Consider the following 18,400-nt stretch of genomic DNA (forward strand, 5'->3'; position numbering starts at 1 on the left):
GTGAAATATAAAATTTTAAATAAATAAAAAAATACCATAAAGAAATTTAGACAATATTCGAAATTTTTCTTCCCATGTATGAAAATTTGTGATAAACTAATTATCATCATAGTCACCAGTCTGATAATAATACGTCCAAAGTGGATATGCATTTTGTATTTATATCTTATCCAAGGGAGGAAAATTTATGAAAAGCTTAATAAATAAATGGAATGGATTAAGCCTGGTAAAACGAATAATTATAGGTTTGGCTATAGGCATTATTTTGGCTGTAACAATTTCAGAAAAAGTAAAACCAATAGTAATTTTAGGTTCTTTATTTGTAGGTGCTTTAAAAGCTATTGCGCCTATATTGGTATTTTTCTTAGTTATGTCTGCAATTGCTCAACATAAGACTGGTCATAAAACTAACATGAAATCTATTATCGGTCTTTATTTATTAGGTACATTTTTAGCTGGATTTTTTGCAGTTATTGCAAGTTTTATGTTCCCGGTAACATTGACACTTAAAGCAAGTGCTGAGAATGTAATGGCTCCAGGAGGAGTATCAGAGGTTTTAAAAACATTACTAATGAACATTGTTGATAACCCAGTAAAAGCAATTTATAATGCCAACTATATAGGTATATTGTCATGGGCGGTACTTTTAGGATTTGCTTTAAGAACTGCTCCAGATTCTACGAAAACAATGCTTTCTAATTTTTCAGATGCAGTATCCCAAATAGTTAGATGGATTATAAATTTTGCACCATTAGGAATTATGGGGCTTGTATTTGATGCCATTGCTACAGATGGAATCAAGTCTTTACTTAGTTATGGACAATTGCTTGCAGTTTTAGTTGGTTCTATGCTATTTGTAGCTTTGGTTGTAAATCCAATAATTGTGTTTGCATACATTCGTAAAAACCCATACCCACTTGTATTTAAGTGCTTAAGGGAAAGTGGAATTACAGCATTTTTCACACGAAGTTCAGCTGCTAATATTCCAGTAAATATGAGTTTATGTGAAAAATTAGGTTTGGATAAGGATAACTATTCTGTATCCATTCCACTAGGTGCTACTATTAACATGGCAGGTGCAGCAGTTACCATTGCAGTGTTAACCCTTGCAGCGGTTAATACCCTTGGTATAAAAGTGGACATTGCTACGGCAATAATTTTAAGTGTACTTTCAGCTGTAAGTGCTTGTGGTGCTTCAGGGGTTGCTGGTGGTTCCCTGTTACTGATTCCTCTAGCATGTAGTTTATTTGGTATACCAAATGATATTGCTATGAAGGTAGTTGGAGTAGGTTTTATAGTAGGTGTGCTACAAGATTCTTGTGAAACAGCACTTAACTCATCCACAGATGTACTTTTTACAGCAACAGCGGAATTTGCACAGTGGCGTAAAAAAGGAAAAGAAATAGTAATAAATAAGTAGAACTTAGCTTAATAGATATTGAATTGTAAATTGTGTAAATTGTAAATTGGGGACAGTTAACAACTTTTAATCTTTTAAATAAGTGATTTGTCAGGTGTCAGGCACTTTCTTTTGGAGGTGCTTGGCACCTGATTTTTGTAGCATATTTTTTTCATTTTGCATAAGATATATTAAGAATAATAAGTTTATTTCATAATTATTATATAAAATATTTTATCTAGGAATCGAGTAATTTAGTTCATAAATTTAAAATACATAAGAAAGATGCTCGTGCCAATATATTGTACATAGATACGAGCATTTTTTTTATTATTAAAAATAATTTGCAATTATAGTAAGAACATAGAAACCATAGAACATAACCATATAAAGGAGGGATGATAAAATGAGTGAACAGTTAAGAGGATATTATTCAGATGGAAGTAAAAATAGATTAGATCCTAGCGCATCAGCTTTTGCTTATAATAAAAATTGTAATATATTAGTTGTACCTTGTAATAACGAATCTGTAATTGATAGTTTAGAAAATAAGGCTAATGAAGGGGCAACTCAAAAAACATCTAAAGATACTTTAGATGATATTATGAAGAAATTTTCAGGTGATGATGAAGTTGCAACAGAATCTAAAGCTTGTGGTAAAGTTGATATAGAAAATATAAATTTAAATTTAATAATAGTAATATAATACCATAAATAGTTTGTATAGAGATTACTATAGGAGAACAATCCTATAGTAATTTCTACACAATTGTAAATTATGAATAAAGAAAAAAGAAGGTAATAAAATTGGAAAGTGATTCTAGATGCGAATTTTTAGATCAAGAGAATATAAATTTTGTAATTATAAAGAATTCTCAAATGAGTTTAACTAGTGAGGAATATATTGAAGATGCAATGAAATTATGTGATGGATTTGATAAATATTCTAACTTGAACATGAACATTATTTTTATTCATAATATAATTGATGATGGAGAAAGTTCTGAAATGCAAGAGAAAGAAAATGAAAAAAATACAACTGAAGAAATTGAACTTGAAAATAACAATGTAAATATATTGATTTTAAAAAACATAATCAATATAAGGAGGGATAATAAATGAATGAACAATCAGTAAGATGTTGTGAAAGTGAGTCACACCCTACAGCAGCAGTTTGTGCATATAATAAAAACTGTAATATATTAATTGTACCTGATGATGTTTTTGGAGGCTTTGGCTCAGCTTCAAAAGGCGAAGATGGTGATGACAACAAAGAAGCATCAAATTTAAACAAAGAAGAACTTTTAAAATCAATAAAAGGACTCATTGACGGAGATGGAAACATGGAAGTAGAGTCAAAAGCTGTAGGTGAAGCTAGAATCAGAAATGTCAATTTGAATCTTATAATAACTTTATAATAAATGATAATAACAAAGGAATTAAAGTATTTTAAGGGACAGTTAACAATTTTTAATTTTTTAAATAAGTGATTTATCAAGTGTCAGGTGCTTTCTTTTAGGGGGATCTGGCACCTGATTTTTTTTATGGTAAAATTAACATTAAGCAAGGAGGAGATTTTATGAACAACATATTGTTAGTTGAAGATGATAGCATATTATCATATAGTGTTGAATACACACTAAACGGTGAAGGATTTAATGTAGAGTGTGCAGATAGTATAAAGAAAGCTAGGGAGATTTTTAAGGAAAATAATTTCCATTTAATAATTTTAGATGTAATGCTTCCAGATGGAAATGGATATGATTTTTGCAAAGAAATAAGAAAGGAATCAGAGATACCTATAATCTTTTTAACTGCATGTGATGAAGAGGCTAATGTGGTTATAGGATTAGATATAGGGGGAGACGATTATATTACTAAACCTTTTAGAATAAAAGAGCTGATATCAAGAATTAGGGCCATACTTAGACGTAGCAAAACAATTTCAAAGGATGTAGATGTATTAATTTCTGGAGACATAAAGGTGGAAACTTTACAAGGAAAAGTTGAAAAGAATGCTAAGGAAATAATACTTACAGCATTAGAGTATAGATTACTTCTAATTTTTATAAATCATCCTAAGCAGATATTAAGTAGAAATGTTATATTAGAAGGATTGTGGGATGCTGAAGGGGAATTTGTAGACGATAATACCCTTTCTGTATATATAAGAAGACTTAGAGAAAAAATTGAGGATAATGTAAGAGAACCTAAATATATTACTACTCATAGAGGATTAGGTTATAGGTGGGGATATGAAGTTAGTAAATAAGGAAAATCTATTTTTAAAATTTTCTTAGGCATATATAGGGAGGAATTGTTATGGATTCAATTTTGAAAAATCCTGAGACGAAAAGTATAATTATAAAGCTTTTAGTAGTTCAAAGTATATTTGCAGCAATTATATATCTTTTTTTCAGTTATCAGTTCCATAAATTAAATGAAAATATAGTGAATCAAAATTCTATGATAATTGGAGAAATATTATATACTCATCCTGAGTTAGAAAATAGCATTATAAGATATGTAACAAAAGGAGCTACAAAGGAACAGATAATTAAGGGAAAGGAAATATTGAAACAGTATGGGTATTATGAAACCATGAAAGTAACTTCTCAACCCCTACTTAAAAATTTTTATACAAGCTTTCAAATAAATTCTATTTTGGCATTTATATTAGGTTTTATACCTTTAATAGGTGTAGTTTTATTAGAGTATAAAAACATATTTAAAAAGGTAGAAGAGTTATCCTATGCTTCAGAAAAAGTTATAGAAGGGGATCATAGTTTAGTACTACGGGAGGACAGAGAAGGAGATTTTGCAATTTTAGCACATAATTTTAATTTAATGTCCAATAGATTAAAGTTAAGTCTACATAAATTAAAAGAAGATAAAGTCTTCCTTAAAAATATAATTTCAGATATATCTCATCAATTAAAAACTCCACTAACATCTTTATTTACAATTAATGAACTTCTACTAACTCGTAAGGAAATGAAAGAAGATGTAAGAATAGACTTTCTAGAAAAAAGCAGCTCTCAATTAAATAGAATGGAATGGTTAATTATAAATTTATTAAAAATAGCAAGGTTAGAAGCACAAGCTATAAATTTTGAAAAGAGAAATGTTCTTGGAGTAAATTGTATTGAAAAAGCTTTAGGAAGTCTAAAGTTTAAAAGTGATGAGAAACATCAAAACATAATAATAACTGGTGATTTAGATGATGTATATTTTTATGTGGATGAACAATGGACAGTTGAAGCAATATTAAATATTATAAAAAACTGTATTGAGCACACACAAGAAAGAGGAGAAATAAAAATACATATTTCAGAAACCCCTTTATTTAGCAGAATTTTAATTGAGGACAATGGAGAAGGTATAGACAAAAAAGATATGCCACATATATTTGAAAGATTTTATAAGGGAAGTAATTCTGTTAAGGCAGAAAGTATAGGAATTGGACTTGCTTTGGCTAAAGTTATTATAGAAAGTCAAGGGGGAACAATATTAGTAAGGAGTGAAAAGGGAAAAGGAAGTAAGTTTGACATCATCTTTTTAAAAGGAGTAATATAGAAAACTTACCATGAGGATTAATTATGGAAACGGTGAAGAATAAGGAGAATAGTCTTATATAGTTAGTAAGGCAAAGGAATACCACATGGATTGAATCTTTTGAATAAATTTACTTATAAGTTGAAATATAGGTTAAATTACCATATAATATATTATGTGTAATAATTGTAAAGTATGTCTAAATGCGGGGAGGGGTTTCATGAAAGTTAGGCGTTCTAAAGTTTTATTAATTTCAGCAATCTTAGGAACATTATATTCTTTATATCTTATATCATATTTTGGTGGTGGAATATTTGGAAGTAAAGATGGGGCAGAACTTGCAGGGGCTGCTATAGCAACAGCATTAGTTACACCTCATATGATTTTAGTTGTATTAGCAACAATCTTTAATTGGGTAGGATATTTTTCAAATAAAAGAGGTTTTGCACTTACAGGTGGTATCTTATATTCTGTAGGTGGTGTTATTTTCATTATGTATATTGTATTTGTTATTCCATCTATAGTATTAAGTTTTGTAGGATATGCAAAATTAAAAAATATAATAAAAATAAATGATGCTAGTCAGACTAGTAGTCAAGAATAATAAAATTAAATACTTTACAATTATAACAAAAATTAATATTATGTTGGATAATAAAAGCACTTATAAAATAGGTGCTTTTATTTTGATTATTGTACTGTAGAAGAAGTGATAAATAGATTATGTATTTTATTGGATGTAGTATAATATAATGTAATTATAATTTTATATTAACGTTAATAAGGGGGAAAAGTATATTGAATATAAGTCTTATGAAAGTAGTTACATATTTATTATTTGGTATTATGCTGTATTTTAGCACCAAAGATTTTGAAAAGTTTTATAAAAAAGAATATGATTTAGATTCAGGTAAAAAAGAAATAATTAAATATATTCATAGATGTGAAGTTAGAATAGAAATTATATTATTTTTTATTATTATAAATATAATTACTATTGCAGCATATTTCACTAGATATAATAATAAGTAATTAAATTAGATAAGTATTGGATATGACTTAGAAAAGTATTTATATTTAATGGAAAGTAAATAAAAAATATCACCAATTCATTTTTAAATAGTCGATATTTTAATCTTGTTATTAATAACCCGTCGTTATAATACATTTATTTAGCTGATAAACTTGAAATTTATCCAAACAAGAGTACTACGCTTTAAAATAGAATAAAAGTAATTTATTCGTATAATTTACAAACTTGGAAGGAAAATTACATTTTATGCAGAATACTATATTATAGGTTACTATAAATAAAATATTTACAAAAGGTGGTAGTGCTATGAACAAAAAATGAAATTTTTATCAACTATTACATGTGGACTTATATTAAGTTCTAGTTTAATTTTCACAAACGTACAAGCTACAAGCAATGAAAAAAGTCTACAAGCTAAGTATTCAAATTCCTGTAAGCAAGAACTGTCAGAATTTGGGGCTGTACTTGCAGAGGATTTTCGTTCAGATGGAACTGTCAAGAATGCACATATTAATTTTAGAGCAATACCTGGCGCTGTAAGATATGTTTGTGAATATGATCATAGAACAAGCACATCAAGCTCACATTCATATTCTTATAATATTAAACCTACAGACAGAAGAGTACTTGTTCCAATACCTAAATATAATGGAGATTATTTCTTTACTTTTACTGCATATGATTCAAATGATAATGTTATAAGACGTGAACTGTATGGATATAACTATGATAATGGACACATTACGCTATACCTCTTTGAGGTAGTAAAATAAAGCTTTTTTAGATCATATTTTTAAAGAGCATTGTAATGTGTGTAATAAGTTATAATTATTATGTACTTAATGCAAAGGATTATAAAAATACACATATAACTAAGTTTTAATGGTTTAATTTATATGATGACTATAACTTTAAACCATAAAATAAGCCCTGATTAATTCTAGGGCTTATTTTATTTACCGTCAAAAGCTTCTCAAAAATATATTTCTATTGTATTCTTGTTTTTTCTATGTTTAAATTAATTAAAGATAGCGTTAGTTTAGATATATCAAGCTTTGTTATAACAAATGTATTTTGGTTCTTATACACATATCTTACTAAATAGTAAGATAAAAATCACCTTCCTGTAAGTTTCAAATTTTATAATAATTATAGAAACATTTAACAGATAAGGAATATGAAATAATAGTTGAAGATAGGGAGGAAAAGCATAATGGAAGTTTTAAAGACCGTTAATTTGTGTAAAAGTTATGGTTCGGGAGATACAAAGGTGGATGCACTAAAGAATATAAATATTTCTATAAATGAAGGGGAGTTCGTGGCTGTAGTAGGGGCTAGTGGATCTGGAAAGAGTACTTTATTGCATCTTTTAGGGGGAGTGGATAAGCCTACATCAGGAAAAGTTATAATTGATGGAGCGGATATATATACCTTAAATGAAAAAGAACTTGCTGTATTTAGAAGGAGAAAGGTAGGATTTATATTTCAATTTTATAATTTAATACCTGTACTAACAGCGGAGGAAAATATAACTCTTCCAATACTTTTAGATAATAAAAAGGTTGATAAAAAATATGAAGAGGAATTAATTAATATTTTAGGGTTAAAAAATAGAAGAAATCATCTTCCATCAGAGCTTTCAGGGGGACAACAACAAAGGGTGTCTATAGGAAGGGCATTAGCTTATAAACCATCTATAATATTAGCAGATGAACCTACAGGAAATTTAGATAGTAAAAATAGTAAGGAAATAATAGAGCTACTTAGATTTTCAGTGCAAAAATATCATCAAACATTGATAATTATAACCCATGATTTAAATATTGCATCCCAGGCAGACAGAGTAATAACTATAGAAGATGGGGGTGTAGTTAAAGATGAGGTGATGAAAGCATGAAAAAGTATGGTCATTTAACATATAGATATTTAAAAGGCCAAAAGAAAAGAACTATACTTACAATATTAGGTATAGTACTTTCTGTTGCACTTGTAACTGCTATAGGAACAATGCTTATGAGCATAAAAACAAAATTTATAGATGATTGTATAAAAGATAAAGGACATTATCATGCAAAGTTTATTAGAGTGGATAAGGAGCATATTAATAAAATAAATAATAATGTGGATGTAGAAAATATAGCGGTTACTAATGATGTTACTACAGCAATATTATCAAATATAAGCAAGGAAGAAAGAGCTAGTGATCCTTCATCTTTTTTGTATAGATATTTGGAGATAAAAGCTTATGATAGTAGAGCACTAAGTATGTTTCCTATTAACATAAAAGAAGGAAGACTTCCACAAAAGGAAAATGAAATAATAGTAGAATATTGGGTACCTGATTATTTACCTGGAAAACCTGAGATTGGAGATAAAATTAAATTAGATATTGGAGAAAGAATAGTTAAAGAAAATAATAATAAAAATGGAAAAGATGAGCCTAAGGAAACTTTTAATAAAAAAGGGCAGAAGGAATATATAATAGTTGGTACTGTAGAGCCAAAGTTTTCATGGCCAGGCAGTTATATTACTAATGGTATAACCTTTTTAGATAAGAATAAACTATCAGAAGATAATAAATATAATGTATTTGTAAAATTAAATTCTACAAAAGATGTCCATGAAAAATGTAAAAATATAGCTAAAAGTATAGGCCTTAAAAAAGAAAAAACACCAGAAAAGTCCTATGAAATTAAGTATAATGAGGAACTTTTAAGGTTATATGCTGAAAGCTTAAATGAGTCTTTAAACAAAGGGTTAACAGCTGTAGTAGCATTTATAGTAGGATTAATTATTATAAGCACCATAGCGGTTATATATAACATATTTAACATATCAGTTTTAGAGAGAGTTTCACAATTTGGAATACTTAGATGCACAGGAGCGGCACCAAATCAGATAAAAAAGCTGGTGTTAAATGAAGCATTAATATTAAGTGTTATAGGTATACCATTAGGACTTGCTAGTGGAATACTAGCTATGGAAATAGTAATTCATGTGGTTGAAATGTTATTAAAAAATGAAATACAGGTAGTTATATCACCTATTGTAATTATAATAAGCACTATAATAGGATTAATTACAATTTATTTATCTGCAATAGGTCCAGCAATAAAGGCTTCTAAGATTTCTCCATTGGAGGCAGTAAGAAATACTGGAAGTCTAAAGAAGGAGAAATTAAAAAAGAGGAAAAGATCTAAGATAATTAATAAGATTTTAGGAATAGAAGGAGAAATTGCTTATAAAAATCTTAAAAGAAATAGAAAAAAATTTAGAATTACTGTATTTTCATTGACTATAAGTATAGTACTTTATATAGTCTTTGGAAGCTTTGCAAGTTTTGTATTTAAGATGGGAGCAGTAAAAGAAAATGATATGAAGGATTTTATGCTGTGGAGAAATGGAACTTCAAATACAGCAATAAGTCTTTCCCTTTGTAATGAAATTTCAAACTTTAAAGATGTAGAAAAAGTATACAAAGTTATGAAGGAGAATAGAGCTGCTTTAATTCCAGAAGAAAGAGTAAATCCTAAATTATTTGAGGGAAAGCCATATTTTAAAGAAAATATAAAAGATGGACAGTTAAGCCTTGATAATAATTTAGTTTGCTATGGAGATAATGTACTACCTGAACTTAAAAAATATCTTAGAGATGGTAGTTTGGATAAGGAAAAATTAAATAATGAAAATGGAGTAATACTTATAAAGACAAATAATTTATATAATGAAGACACCAAGAAATCTGCTATGGTAGATATAGTAGATTATAAAGTTGGAGATATAATCAGTATTGAGGATAGAGGAAGCTTTAAAAATGGTAAGACAAAGGATAAAAATATTAAAAAGGTTAAGGTTATAGGGGTTTTAGATAAAGGAATTTTAGACAGTGAGTATAGCAATTATGGATCATTAACTTTAATAACTTCAGAAAATGTATATAAAAGTCTTACTGGAAATAGTGATATTGAAAGAATGTTTATTCAGCTAAAAGAAGGTAGTGATAAAGATAATTTAGCCCAGTATTTAAAGGGTTTAAATGAAAAAGATCCTAGATATCAATATGTTGATTATCGAGAGCAGTCAAAACAAAACAGAGATAAGGCTATAGCAATTAATATATTTTTATATGGATTTGTAGCGGTAATAAGTTTAATAGGATGTTTAAATATTGTAAATACCATAAGTACAAACTTAATACTTAGAAAAAGAGAATTAGCTATGATTAGGGCAGTAGGTATGGACAAAGCTAAAATGAGAAAAATGGTTTGTATTGAAGGAATGTACTACGGTGTAATAGCATCCATATATGGAGCAATTATTGGAACAGCACTATCCTATAAATTATTCACAATAATGTCTATATTAAGGGATTTTCCATGGGAAGTTCCTACAAAGGAAATTATAACAGCTATAGTTGGAGCTATAATTATTTCGCTTATGGCTACTTATATACCATTAAAAAAGATAAATAGGGAAAATATAATTGAGAATATTAGAGGAGAAGAATAATGGAGGCTTTTATTTTATTGCTACTACAGAAAAGTTCAGATATTATATGTATAAGTTAATTGTATTTGATATTAAAGATATAGAAAGATTTTTTTAATATAATAAGTTAAACTCCCTTGCACTTTAAGTATTAGATGCAGGGGAGTTTTTAAATGATAGGTGATAGGCAATTTTTATAGAGTAAATACACATATTGTGATAAAATATAATTAATATAGCTTGGGAGGAATAAGTTTGAATAAGTTTTCACATAGAATTAAAGAATTAAGAAAAGAGAAGGGACTGCGGCAAAAAGATATAGCAATGAGTTTAAATTTAGCTCAAACTACTATTGCAAACTATGAACAGGGTACTAGATTCCCAGATGAGGAGATGCTTAAAAAGATTTCAAACTATTTTCAAGTATCTGCAGATTATTTGCTTGGAATTACAGATGTTAAAAGTAGTTTTGCATATAAATATGAAGAAAAATCTAAAGGATTTTTTCATGATAAAGTAGATGAACTAATAGACATGATTAAAAGAACATATATAAATTTAATATTAGATGGAAATAAGCATATGGCTAGTGAACTGATTATTGAGGCAATATCTAAAGGAGCAAGTTTAAAAAAGATTTATAAAGATGTGTTTGAATACAATTTTAAAGTAATAGGACATATGTGGGAGAAGGGGCAGATAGATATAGCTGAAGAACATTATTTTACCATGTGTACACAGCAAATTATGGCTCAGTTATATGAAAATATTTATTCTAAAAGTAAAAGAGGACACTCTATTGTATTACTAACTGTTGGTGGGGAAATACACAATATGGGAATAAGAATTGTAACTGATTTTTTGGAAATGGAGGGTTATAGTACATACTTTTTAGGTTCTAATGTGCCAACACATAGTGTGATAAATTCCATTAAGTTATATAAAGCGGAGATTTTAGCCCTATCTGTTACAATGGATTATAATATTGATTCATTGATTAATTTAATTCATGCAGTAAAGAATGAAAAGTCTGTAAAAGATACTAAGATAATTGCAGGAGGGCAACCTTTTAATTTAAACAAAAATTTGTGGAAAGAGGTTGGAGCAGACGGATATAGTGAAAATGCAGAACAAGCAGTTACCATTGTAAATAGTTTCTTTAAATAAAAAATGTCAGGTGATAGTGCCTGACATTTTTTATTAATTTTAAAATTGAAGTTTTTAGGTAAAAGTGTTATACTTTCAATATCCCCCTATGGGGGATGTTGAAATAAGGAGGGAATATTATGAGTAAGCTACATAAACATGAGCATGAAAACAGAAAGGCAGTTATAAACAGGTTGTCAAGAGCCATAGGACATTTGGAGTCTGTTAAAAAGATGGTGGAGGATGATAGAGATTGCAGTGATATACTTATTCAAATTGCTGCTGTAAAATCTGCTGTTAATAATATTGGTAAAATTATTCTACAAGATCACATTAACCATTGTGTAATTGATGCCGCTGCAACAGGTGATCAAAAGGTTTTAGATGATTTAAATAATGCAATAGACAAGTTTATGAAGTAATATAAGGAGAAAGTAGAAGATGAAATCAAAAGAATATTCAGCAATCCTTTTTGCAATATTAGCAGCTGCACTATATGCAATAAGTTCTCCTGTATCTAAAATATTATTAAAGGAAATACCACCAACCTTAATGGCTGGACTATTATACCTAGGAGCAGGACTGGGAATGCTTGTTGTAGCTTTTATTAAAAGAAAAAATTCAAATGAGCAAAAAGAAGCAAGGCTTACAAAAAAACAACTTCCATTCATTGTTAGTATGGTGGTACTAGATATTATTGCACCAATATTTTTGATGATTGGATTGACCACAGCGACAGCTGCTAATGTTTCATTGCTAAATAATTTTGAAATTGTTGCCACATCTTTAATTGCTTTATTTATTTTTAAGGAGACCATAAGTAAAAGGTTATGGGTTGCAATAATTTTAATAACTCTAGCAAGTATCATATTGTCTGTGGAGGATTTTAGCAGTTTTTCTTTCTCTATGGGATCTGTGTTTGTTTTATTTGCATGTATTTCTTGGGGATTTGAAAATAATTGTACAAGAATGTTGTCATCCAAGGATCCTTTAGAAATTGTAATCATTAAAGGTTTTGGCTCAGGGTTAGGATCTTTATTAGTTGCCTTTATATTAAAAGAACAATCAAATAATATAGCATATATTTTGGGGGCTCTTGTATTAGGAGTTTTTGCTTATGGTTTTAGTATTTTCTTTTATGTATATGCACAACGAGAACTTGGCGCAGCTAAAACCAGTGCTTATTATGCCATAGCACCTTTTATAGGTACTGCATTATCCATAATTATTTTTAGAGAAAAGATAACAATTTCTTTTGTTATTGCACTATTTATTATGATTGCAGGTGCATATTTGGCATCTAAAACTTAAATATTAGATATATTATTTTAGAATATTGGCTTAAATCAAATTCTGGATTTAAATTAAATGAACTTAATTAACAAAAAAGTACTAATTTTGTAAGGATTAAGCAATTTTTGTGTGAATTCTAAAATCAAAATCCTTAATACTAAATTTTTCCTAAATAGTATATTATAATTTCAAAATGAAGTATAGTATTAATAAGGGAAAATAAAGTAAAGTGCCAGGCAGCTGATATTTAAAAGAGGTGATATTATGTTATACAGAAAATTTGGTAAAACTAATGAGAAAGTATCCATATTAGGATTTGGATGCATGAGATTTCCTGTGATAGATAATGATATTACTAAAATAAATGAAGAAGAGGCCATAAAGCAGATAAGGTATAGTATTGATAATGGAGTTAACTATATTGATACTGCATATCCATACCATGGGGGAATGAGTGAGCCTTTAGTTGCAAAAGCTCTTAAAGATAGCTATAGAGAAAAGGTGAAATTAGCAGCAAAACTTCCTTCTTGGCTGATAATCAGCAGAGAAGATATGGATAAATATTTAAATGAACAGGTTCAGAAATTACAAACAGATTATATAGATTTTTATCTTTTACATGCTTTAAATAAATCATATTGGGAGAAGTTAAAAAAACATAATGTATTTGATTTTTTAGATAAGGCTTTAGCTGATGGAAGAATAAAATATGCAGGTTTTTCTTTTCATGATGATTTGAGTTTGTTTAAAGAAATAGTAGATGCTTATCCTTGGAGTTTTTGTCAAATTCAATATAACTTTATGGATGAAAATTATCAAGCTGGTAAAGAAGGATTAAAATATGCAGCTGAAAAAGGTCTTGGAATTGTAATAATGGAGCCATTGAGAGGTGGAAGCCTTGTAAGAAATATTCCACAGGATGTTAAGGTTATATGGGACAAAGCTGAAATTAAAAGAAGTCCTGCTGAGTGGGGATTTAGATTTCTATGGAATCATCCAGAAGTTCATGTGGTTTTAAGTGGAATGAATGAAATTTGTCATATAGAGGAAAATATAAAATCTACACAAGAGGCATATGCAAATTTATTAACAAAAAAAGAAATTACATTAATAGATAAAGTTAAACAAATATATAAATCTAGAATAAAAATTAACTGTACAGGTTGTAAATATTGTATGCCTTGCCCCTTTGGTGTTAATATACCAGCATGTTTTGAACATTTAAATGATGCTTCAATATATGGAGATAGTAACAGTGCGAAAAGAGTATATAATATGTCCGTAGAAAACAATGCAAAAGCTTCAAATTGTAAAGAATGTGGGAAGTGTGAAAAGGCGTGTCCACAACATATTGAAATAAGAAAAATGTTAAAAGAAGTTGTAAATACTTTTGAAAAATAAATAGTATTAATATAAATTTAAGCAAATAATCAATGAAATTATATATAGTATATTATTTAAGGATTGAGTGAGTATGAAGATTTAGAAAGGAAGAATTATGCCAAAGCGAATTAAAAGCCGAAAAAGTAAAATAGGTGCTGCTCCAGGCAGCCTAATACATGTAGGTGACCATGTAGATAATGATGTGAAAATTGAGCTTATAAGTTATAATGAGGAAAAGTTTAATAAGGCTATATATGAGGATATAGAAAAATGTCTTTCTTCATGTAATAGTGACTCTATAAATTGGATAAATATTGATGGATTGAATCAGGTAGACGTAATTAGCCATATAGGAAAGAGGTTTAATGTTCATCCTCTTATATTAGAAGATATTTTAAATACAACGCAGCGCCCTAAAATAGATATAGATAATAATTATATATACATTGTTCTAAAAATGCTTTACTATCATGAAGATGTAAAAGAAATTAAATGGGAACAAATAAGCCTTGTAATTTTTAAAAACTATGTTTTATCCTTTCAAGAATTTGAAGGAGATGTGTTTGATGATCTTAGAAAAAGACTTGAATACAACAAATCCAATATAAGGACTAAAGGAACAGATTATCTTGCTTATTCTTTAATAGATGCTATAGTTGATAGTTATTTTAACATTGTAGAAGATATTGGTAATTCAATAGATAGAATCGAAGACATTCTTATGATGAATCCTAGTAAAGAAATACTTAATAATATTTATAAATTGAAAAGGGAATTGATATTTTTAAGAAATTCTATCTGGCCTTTTAGAGAGGTGCTTGGAAAACTTGTAAAATCTGAATATGAGCTTATAGAAGAGAAAACTGTAATGTATTTAAGGGATGTACATGATCACAGCATTGAAATTGTAGATATAATAGAAACCTATAGAGATATTTTATCCGGTATGCTTGACACATATTTATCTAGTATTGGTAATAAAACAAATGAAGTAATGAAAGTACTTACCATATTTTCAACCATATTTATTCCTCTTTCATTTTTAACAGGTATATATGGAATGAATTTTGAGTATATGCCTGAACTTAAATTTAAATATGGATATTTGATTTTCTGGGTAATCACTATTTTATGTATAGTAGCTATGATTGATTATTTTAGAAAGAAAAAGTGGTTTTAGATAAAAAATAAGAATAATGACATAGATGATGAGGTATGTAAATGGAAGTTAAAAAGATTTTGGAAAACAAAAAACAATTTCTTGAGTTATTGCTATTAGCTGATGAACAGGAAGACATGATTGATAAGTATCTAGAGCGGGGAGACATGTTTGCTTTATATGATGGTGATTTAAAAAGTATATGTGTGGTAACCCAAGAAGAGGATACAACCTATGAATTAAAGAATCTAGCCACATATGAAAAATATCAAGGACAAGGCTATGGCAGGGCACTTGTGAAATATATTTTTGAATATTATAAAGGCAAATGTAAGACCATGTTTGTTGGCACAGGTGACAGCCCACTTACTATTCCTTTTTATGAAGGCTTGGGATTTAGGATTTCTCATAGGGTAAAAAACTTTTTTATTGATAACTATGACCATCCTATTTTTGAAAATGATGTACAACTTAAGGATATGGTTTATTTGAGGATAGATCTATAGTGAAAAGTGACTTATAATACTAAGCAATCCTAGAAGGTTTTTAGTTTTAGGACTATTGGATTTTAGTTAAATAAATTTAATTAAGAAATAAGTGCTAATCTTGTGAGTATGGAGCACTTTTTTCTTTTGTTTCAACTTTGAAATTGAAGTATAGTGTTAACAAATGAAGTGGTTTTAAACTTTTTAGGCTGGATTTAATTTAAAAATGCTTTAAATTGTCAGTTTTAAATGAAACTTGAATTAAGTGGTAAAATAATGTAAAATTCAATATGATATTATGAAATATTGGAGGAACATTATATGAGGAAGAAAAACGCAGAGACAAAAGAATCATCATTAAGAGTGAAAATAAGCCTAAGTGCTTTAATGGTATTATTAGTATCAATAGTATTATTAGCTACAATTGCCTATAATGTAGTAAGTAAAAAGATGAAAGAGCAAGTTAAACAAGAGGGAGTAAGCTTAATAGAACAAATTGAATCAGAAGTACAGGACAAAGATAAGATAATGAAAGGATTAAATTCTTTATTAGAAGATAAAATCATAAATGTGGCTTATGTAGTTGGACAACATCCAAAGCTATCAAATGATTACTTAAGCAAAATTGCAAAAGAAACTGAAATTCAGGAAATAAATATAGCTGATAAGTCTGGAAAAATAATTTATTCTAATTTACCTGCAAATATAAATTTTCAATATAAAAAGGATCATTCAGTACAATCTATTCTTAAAAATAAAAGCAAAAAAGTAGTAGAACAAATAAGGAAAAGTTCAAATGAGGTAGATAAAAATTATTATAAATATGGTGCTATTGCTCTAGAAAATGAAGGCTTAGTTCAGGTTGGAATAATAGCTAATGAGGTGGAAAAATTAAACAATAGTGTAAGTCATCAAAATATTATAGATAGGATTAGTAAAAAAGATAATGTGGTATATGCACTAACAGTAGGAAAAGATTTTAAGGTTATAGCCCATAGTGATAAGAGCAGAATAGGAATAGATCTTAAAGATGATACTGCCAGTAACATTGCAATAAAAGAAGGAAAGATGTATTCAAGCACATATAAATATACAAAAGATAATGTTAATGTGTATGATGTAATACTTCCTATAGAAGATGGAGGAGTAGTTACAGGGGCTATAGATGTAGGACTTTCACTTGAAAATTTAGAGCAAACATTAAAGCAGATTATATATAGCTTTATATTGGTAGGAATTTTAGCATTTGTAGTGGGAGGAATTATATTAAGAAGTATAATAAGCTCAAATTTATCTCCTTTAAATAATTTGGAAAAATTGGCACAAGGTGTATCAAAAGGAGATCTTACAAAAAATATAGATATAAAAAGAAAAGATGAAGTAGGAAAGCTTTCTATAAGTTTTAATAATATGATAGATAACTTAAGAAATATTAATTTAAGTATAACTAAAATAAGTAACAGTTTAAAAAATTCATCAGAAAGTTTATTAAAATCAGCACAAGACTCAGCATCAGCATCAGAGGAAATAGCAGGATCTACTCAAGAAATAGCTTCAGGAGCTGAAAATCAGTTACAGGTTGCAGAAACTATAGTAGCAGATATGAAAGATATTGTGGAGAATATAGGAGAAACAAATAGTGAAATTAAAAAAGTAGTAAATCTTTCAGAAAAGACAAGCAACCTTGCAGCTAATGGAAGAGAAAAGATGATAGACATGGTAAAGCAGATGGAAACTATAAAGGAAAGTGTTCTATTCTCTGCAAATACAATATCAGAACTTGAAAATACATCACAAGAAATAGGAAATATAGTAAATATAATAAATTCCATAGCAGATCAAACTAATTTATTAGCATTAAATGCCTCTATTGAAGCAGCTAGAGCAGGGGAGGCTGGAAAGGGATTTGCAGTAGTAGCAGAAGAAGTAAAAAGCTTAGCAGAAGAATCTATTAGTTCATCAAATAGTATTAAACAATTAATAGTACTAACCCAAGATAAAATAAATAAAGCTTTAAAGTCTATTGAACATGGAAATATGGAATCAGATAAAGGACAAATTATTGTAAAAGAAGTTCGTGAGTCTTTAGATGAAATATTAGAATCCTTTGATTTAACAAAGGGAAATTTAGAAAATGTAAATATAAAGATTTCAAATTCAAAGGATAAAATAGATAATATTATGGGTAGAGTATATGAAATTAAAGATATATCATCTAGTGCTTCTACAAATACAGAAGAAGTTGTAGCCTTAACCGAGGAACAATCATCCTTATTAATTCAAATTACAGAAAATGTAGAAGACCTTGCAGATATGGCAGTTAAACTAGAAGAAACCATAAAAATATTTAAGATGGAATAAAATTAAGGGACAGCTAACAACTTTTAAGATTTTGAGAAGCGGTTTTGGTAAAAAGTTGCTAACTGTCCTATTGTTTTAGTGAAATGAAAAATAATAAT

General features: G+C 28.3%; 18 protein-coding genes. All 18 read left to right on the forward strand.

What is annotated here, in order from left to right:
* Positions 1-187: 187 nt before the first annotated feature.
* The 18 genes from sstT to J2Z24_RS05500 all read left to right on the forward strand — a co-directional run bounded on the left by sstT (position 188) and on the right by J2Z24_RS05500 (position 18,302).
* Positions 188-1,420, forward strand: a complete 1,233-nt coding sequence (sstT, locus tag J2Z24_RS05415) for a serine/threonine transporter SstT (protein WP_035146661.1) — start codon at positions 188-190, stop codon at positions 1,418-1,420.
* 385 nt (positions 1,421-1,805) lie between these two features.
* Positions 1,806-2,105: a hypothetical protein gene (locus J2Z24_RS05420; protein ID WP_035146663.1), complete on the forward strand. Its 300-nt coding sequence runs from the start codon at positions 1,806-1,808 to the stop codon at positions 2,103-2,105.
* Between the two features lie 101 nt (positions 2,106-2,206).
* Positions 2,207-2,521 carry a hypothetical protein gene (locus J2Z24_RS05425; protein ID WP_035146665.1) on the forward strand — a complete coding sequence of 105 codons (315 nt, stop codon included), beginning with the start codon at positions 2,207-2,209 and terminating at the stop codon, positions 2,519-2,521.
* A complete protein-coding gene (locus tag J2Z24_RS05430; RefSeq protein ID WP_051593193.1) occupies positions 2,518-2,817 on the forward strand; it encodes a hypothetical protein in 300 nt (99 codons plus the stop codon). Before J2Z24_RS05425 ends, J2Z24_RS05430 begins: the two co-directional genes overlap by 4 nt.
* Before the next feature lie 161 nt (positions 2,818-2,978).
* Entirely contained in the window at positions 2,979-3,671 is a 693-nt protein-coding gene (locus tag J2Z24_RS05435) for a response regulator transcription factor (protein ID WP_035146667.1), read from the forward strand.
* Positions 3,672-3,721: 50 nt separating this feature from the next.
* Positions 3,722-4,975, forward strand: a complete 1,254-nt coding sequence (locus J2Z24_RS05440) for a HAMP domain-containing sensor histidine kinase (protein WP_035146669.1) — start codon at positions 3,722-3,724, stop codon at positions 4,973-4,975.
* A 199-nt stretch (positions 4,976-5,174) separates the two neighbouring features.
* Positions 5,175-5,558, forward strand: coding sequence for a hypothetical protein (locus J2Z24_RS05445; RefSeq protein WP_111947734.1), 384 nt, complete (start codon positions 5,175-5,177; stop codon positions 5,556-5,558).
* Between the two features lie 194 nt (positions 5,559-5,752).
* Positions 5,753-5,986 carry a hypothetical protein gene (locus tag J2Z24_RS05450; protein WP_035146671.1) on the forward strand — a complete coding sequence of 78 codons (234 nt, stop codon included), beginning with the start codon at positions 5,753-5,755 and terminating at the stop codon, positions 5,984-5,986.
* 318 nt (positions 5,987-6,304) lie between these two features.
* A complete protein-coding gene (locus tag J2Z24_RS05455) occupies positions 6,305-6,760 on the forward strand; it encodes a hypothetical protein (RefSeq protein ID WP_035146674.1) in 456 nt (151 codons plus the stop codon).
* A gap of 440 nt (positions 6,761-7,200) precedes the next feature.
* Positions 7,201-7,884: an ABC transporter ATP-binding protein gene (locus J2Z24_RS05460; RefSeq protein ID WP_035146675.1), complete on the forward strand. Its 684-nt coding sequence runs from the start codon at positions 7,201-7,203 to the stop codon at positions 7,882-7,884.
* Entirely contained in the window at positions 7,881-10,496 is a 2,616-nt protein-coding gene (locus J2Z24_RS05465) for an ABC transporter permease (protein ID WP_035146677.1), read from the forward strand. Before J2Z24_RS05460 ends, J2Z24_RS05465 begins: the two co-directional genes overlap by 4 nt.
* A gap of 234 nt (positions 10,497-10,730) precedes the next feature.
* Positions 10,731-11,642: a cobalamin-dependent protein gene (locus J2Z24_RS05470; protein ID WP_051593195.1), complete on the forward strand. Its 912-nt coding sequence runs from the start codon at positions 10,731-10,733 to the stop codon at positions 11,640-11,642.
* 119 nt (positions 11,643-11,761) lie between these two features.
* Entirely contained in the window at positions 11,762-12,043 is a 282-nt protein-coding gene (locus tag J2Z24_RS05475; protein ID WP_035146680.1) for a metal-sensing transcriptional repressor, read from the forward strand.
* A gap of 19 nt (positions 12,044-12,062) precedes the next feature.
* Positions 12,063-12,932, forward strand: a complete 870-nt coding sequence (locus J2Z24_RS05480) for a DMT family transporter (RefSeq protein WP_035146682.1) — start codon at positions 12,063-12,065, stop codon at positions 12,930-12,932.
* Between the two features lie 246 nt (positions 12,933-13,178).
* Entirely contained in the window at positions 13,179-14,315 is a 1,137-nt protein-coding gene (locus J2Z24_RS05485) for an aldo/keto reductase (protein WP_035146685.1), read from the forward strand.
* A gap of 97 nt (positions 14,316-14,412) precedes the next feature.
* Positions 14,413-15,477, forward strand: coding sequence for a magnesium/cobalt transporter CorA (gene corA, locus J2Z24_RS05490; protein WP_035146688.1), 1,065 nt, complete (start codon positions 14,413-14,415; stop codon positions 15,475-15,477).
* A gap of 41 nt (positions 15,478-15,518) precedes the next feature.
* Positions 15,519-15,962: a GNAT family N-acetyltransferase gene (locus J2Z24_RS05495; protein WP_035146690.1), complete on the forward strand. Its 444-nt coding sequence runs from the start codon at positions 15,519-15,521 to the stop codon at positions 15,960-15,962.
* Between the two features lie 300 nt (positions 15,963-16,262).
* Positions 16,263-18,302 carry a methyl-accepting chemotaxis protein gene (locus tag J2Z24_RS05500; protein ID WP_035146693.1) on the forward strand — a complete coding sequence of 680 codons (2,040 nt, stop codon included), beginning with the start codon at positions 16,263-16,265 and terminating at the stop codon, positions 18,300-18,302.
* The last annotated feature ends 98 nt before the right edge of the window (positions 18,303-18,400 follow it).

This window comes from Clostridium tetanomorphum (assembly GCF_017873215.1).
GTDB lineage: Bacteria > Bacillota > Clostridia > Clostridiales > Clostridiaceae > Clostridium_AO > Clostridium_AO tetanomorphum.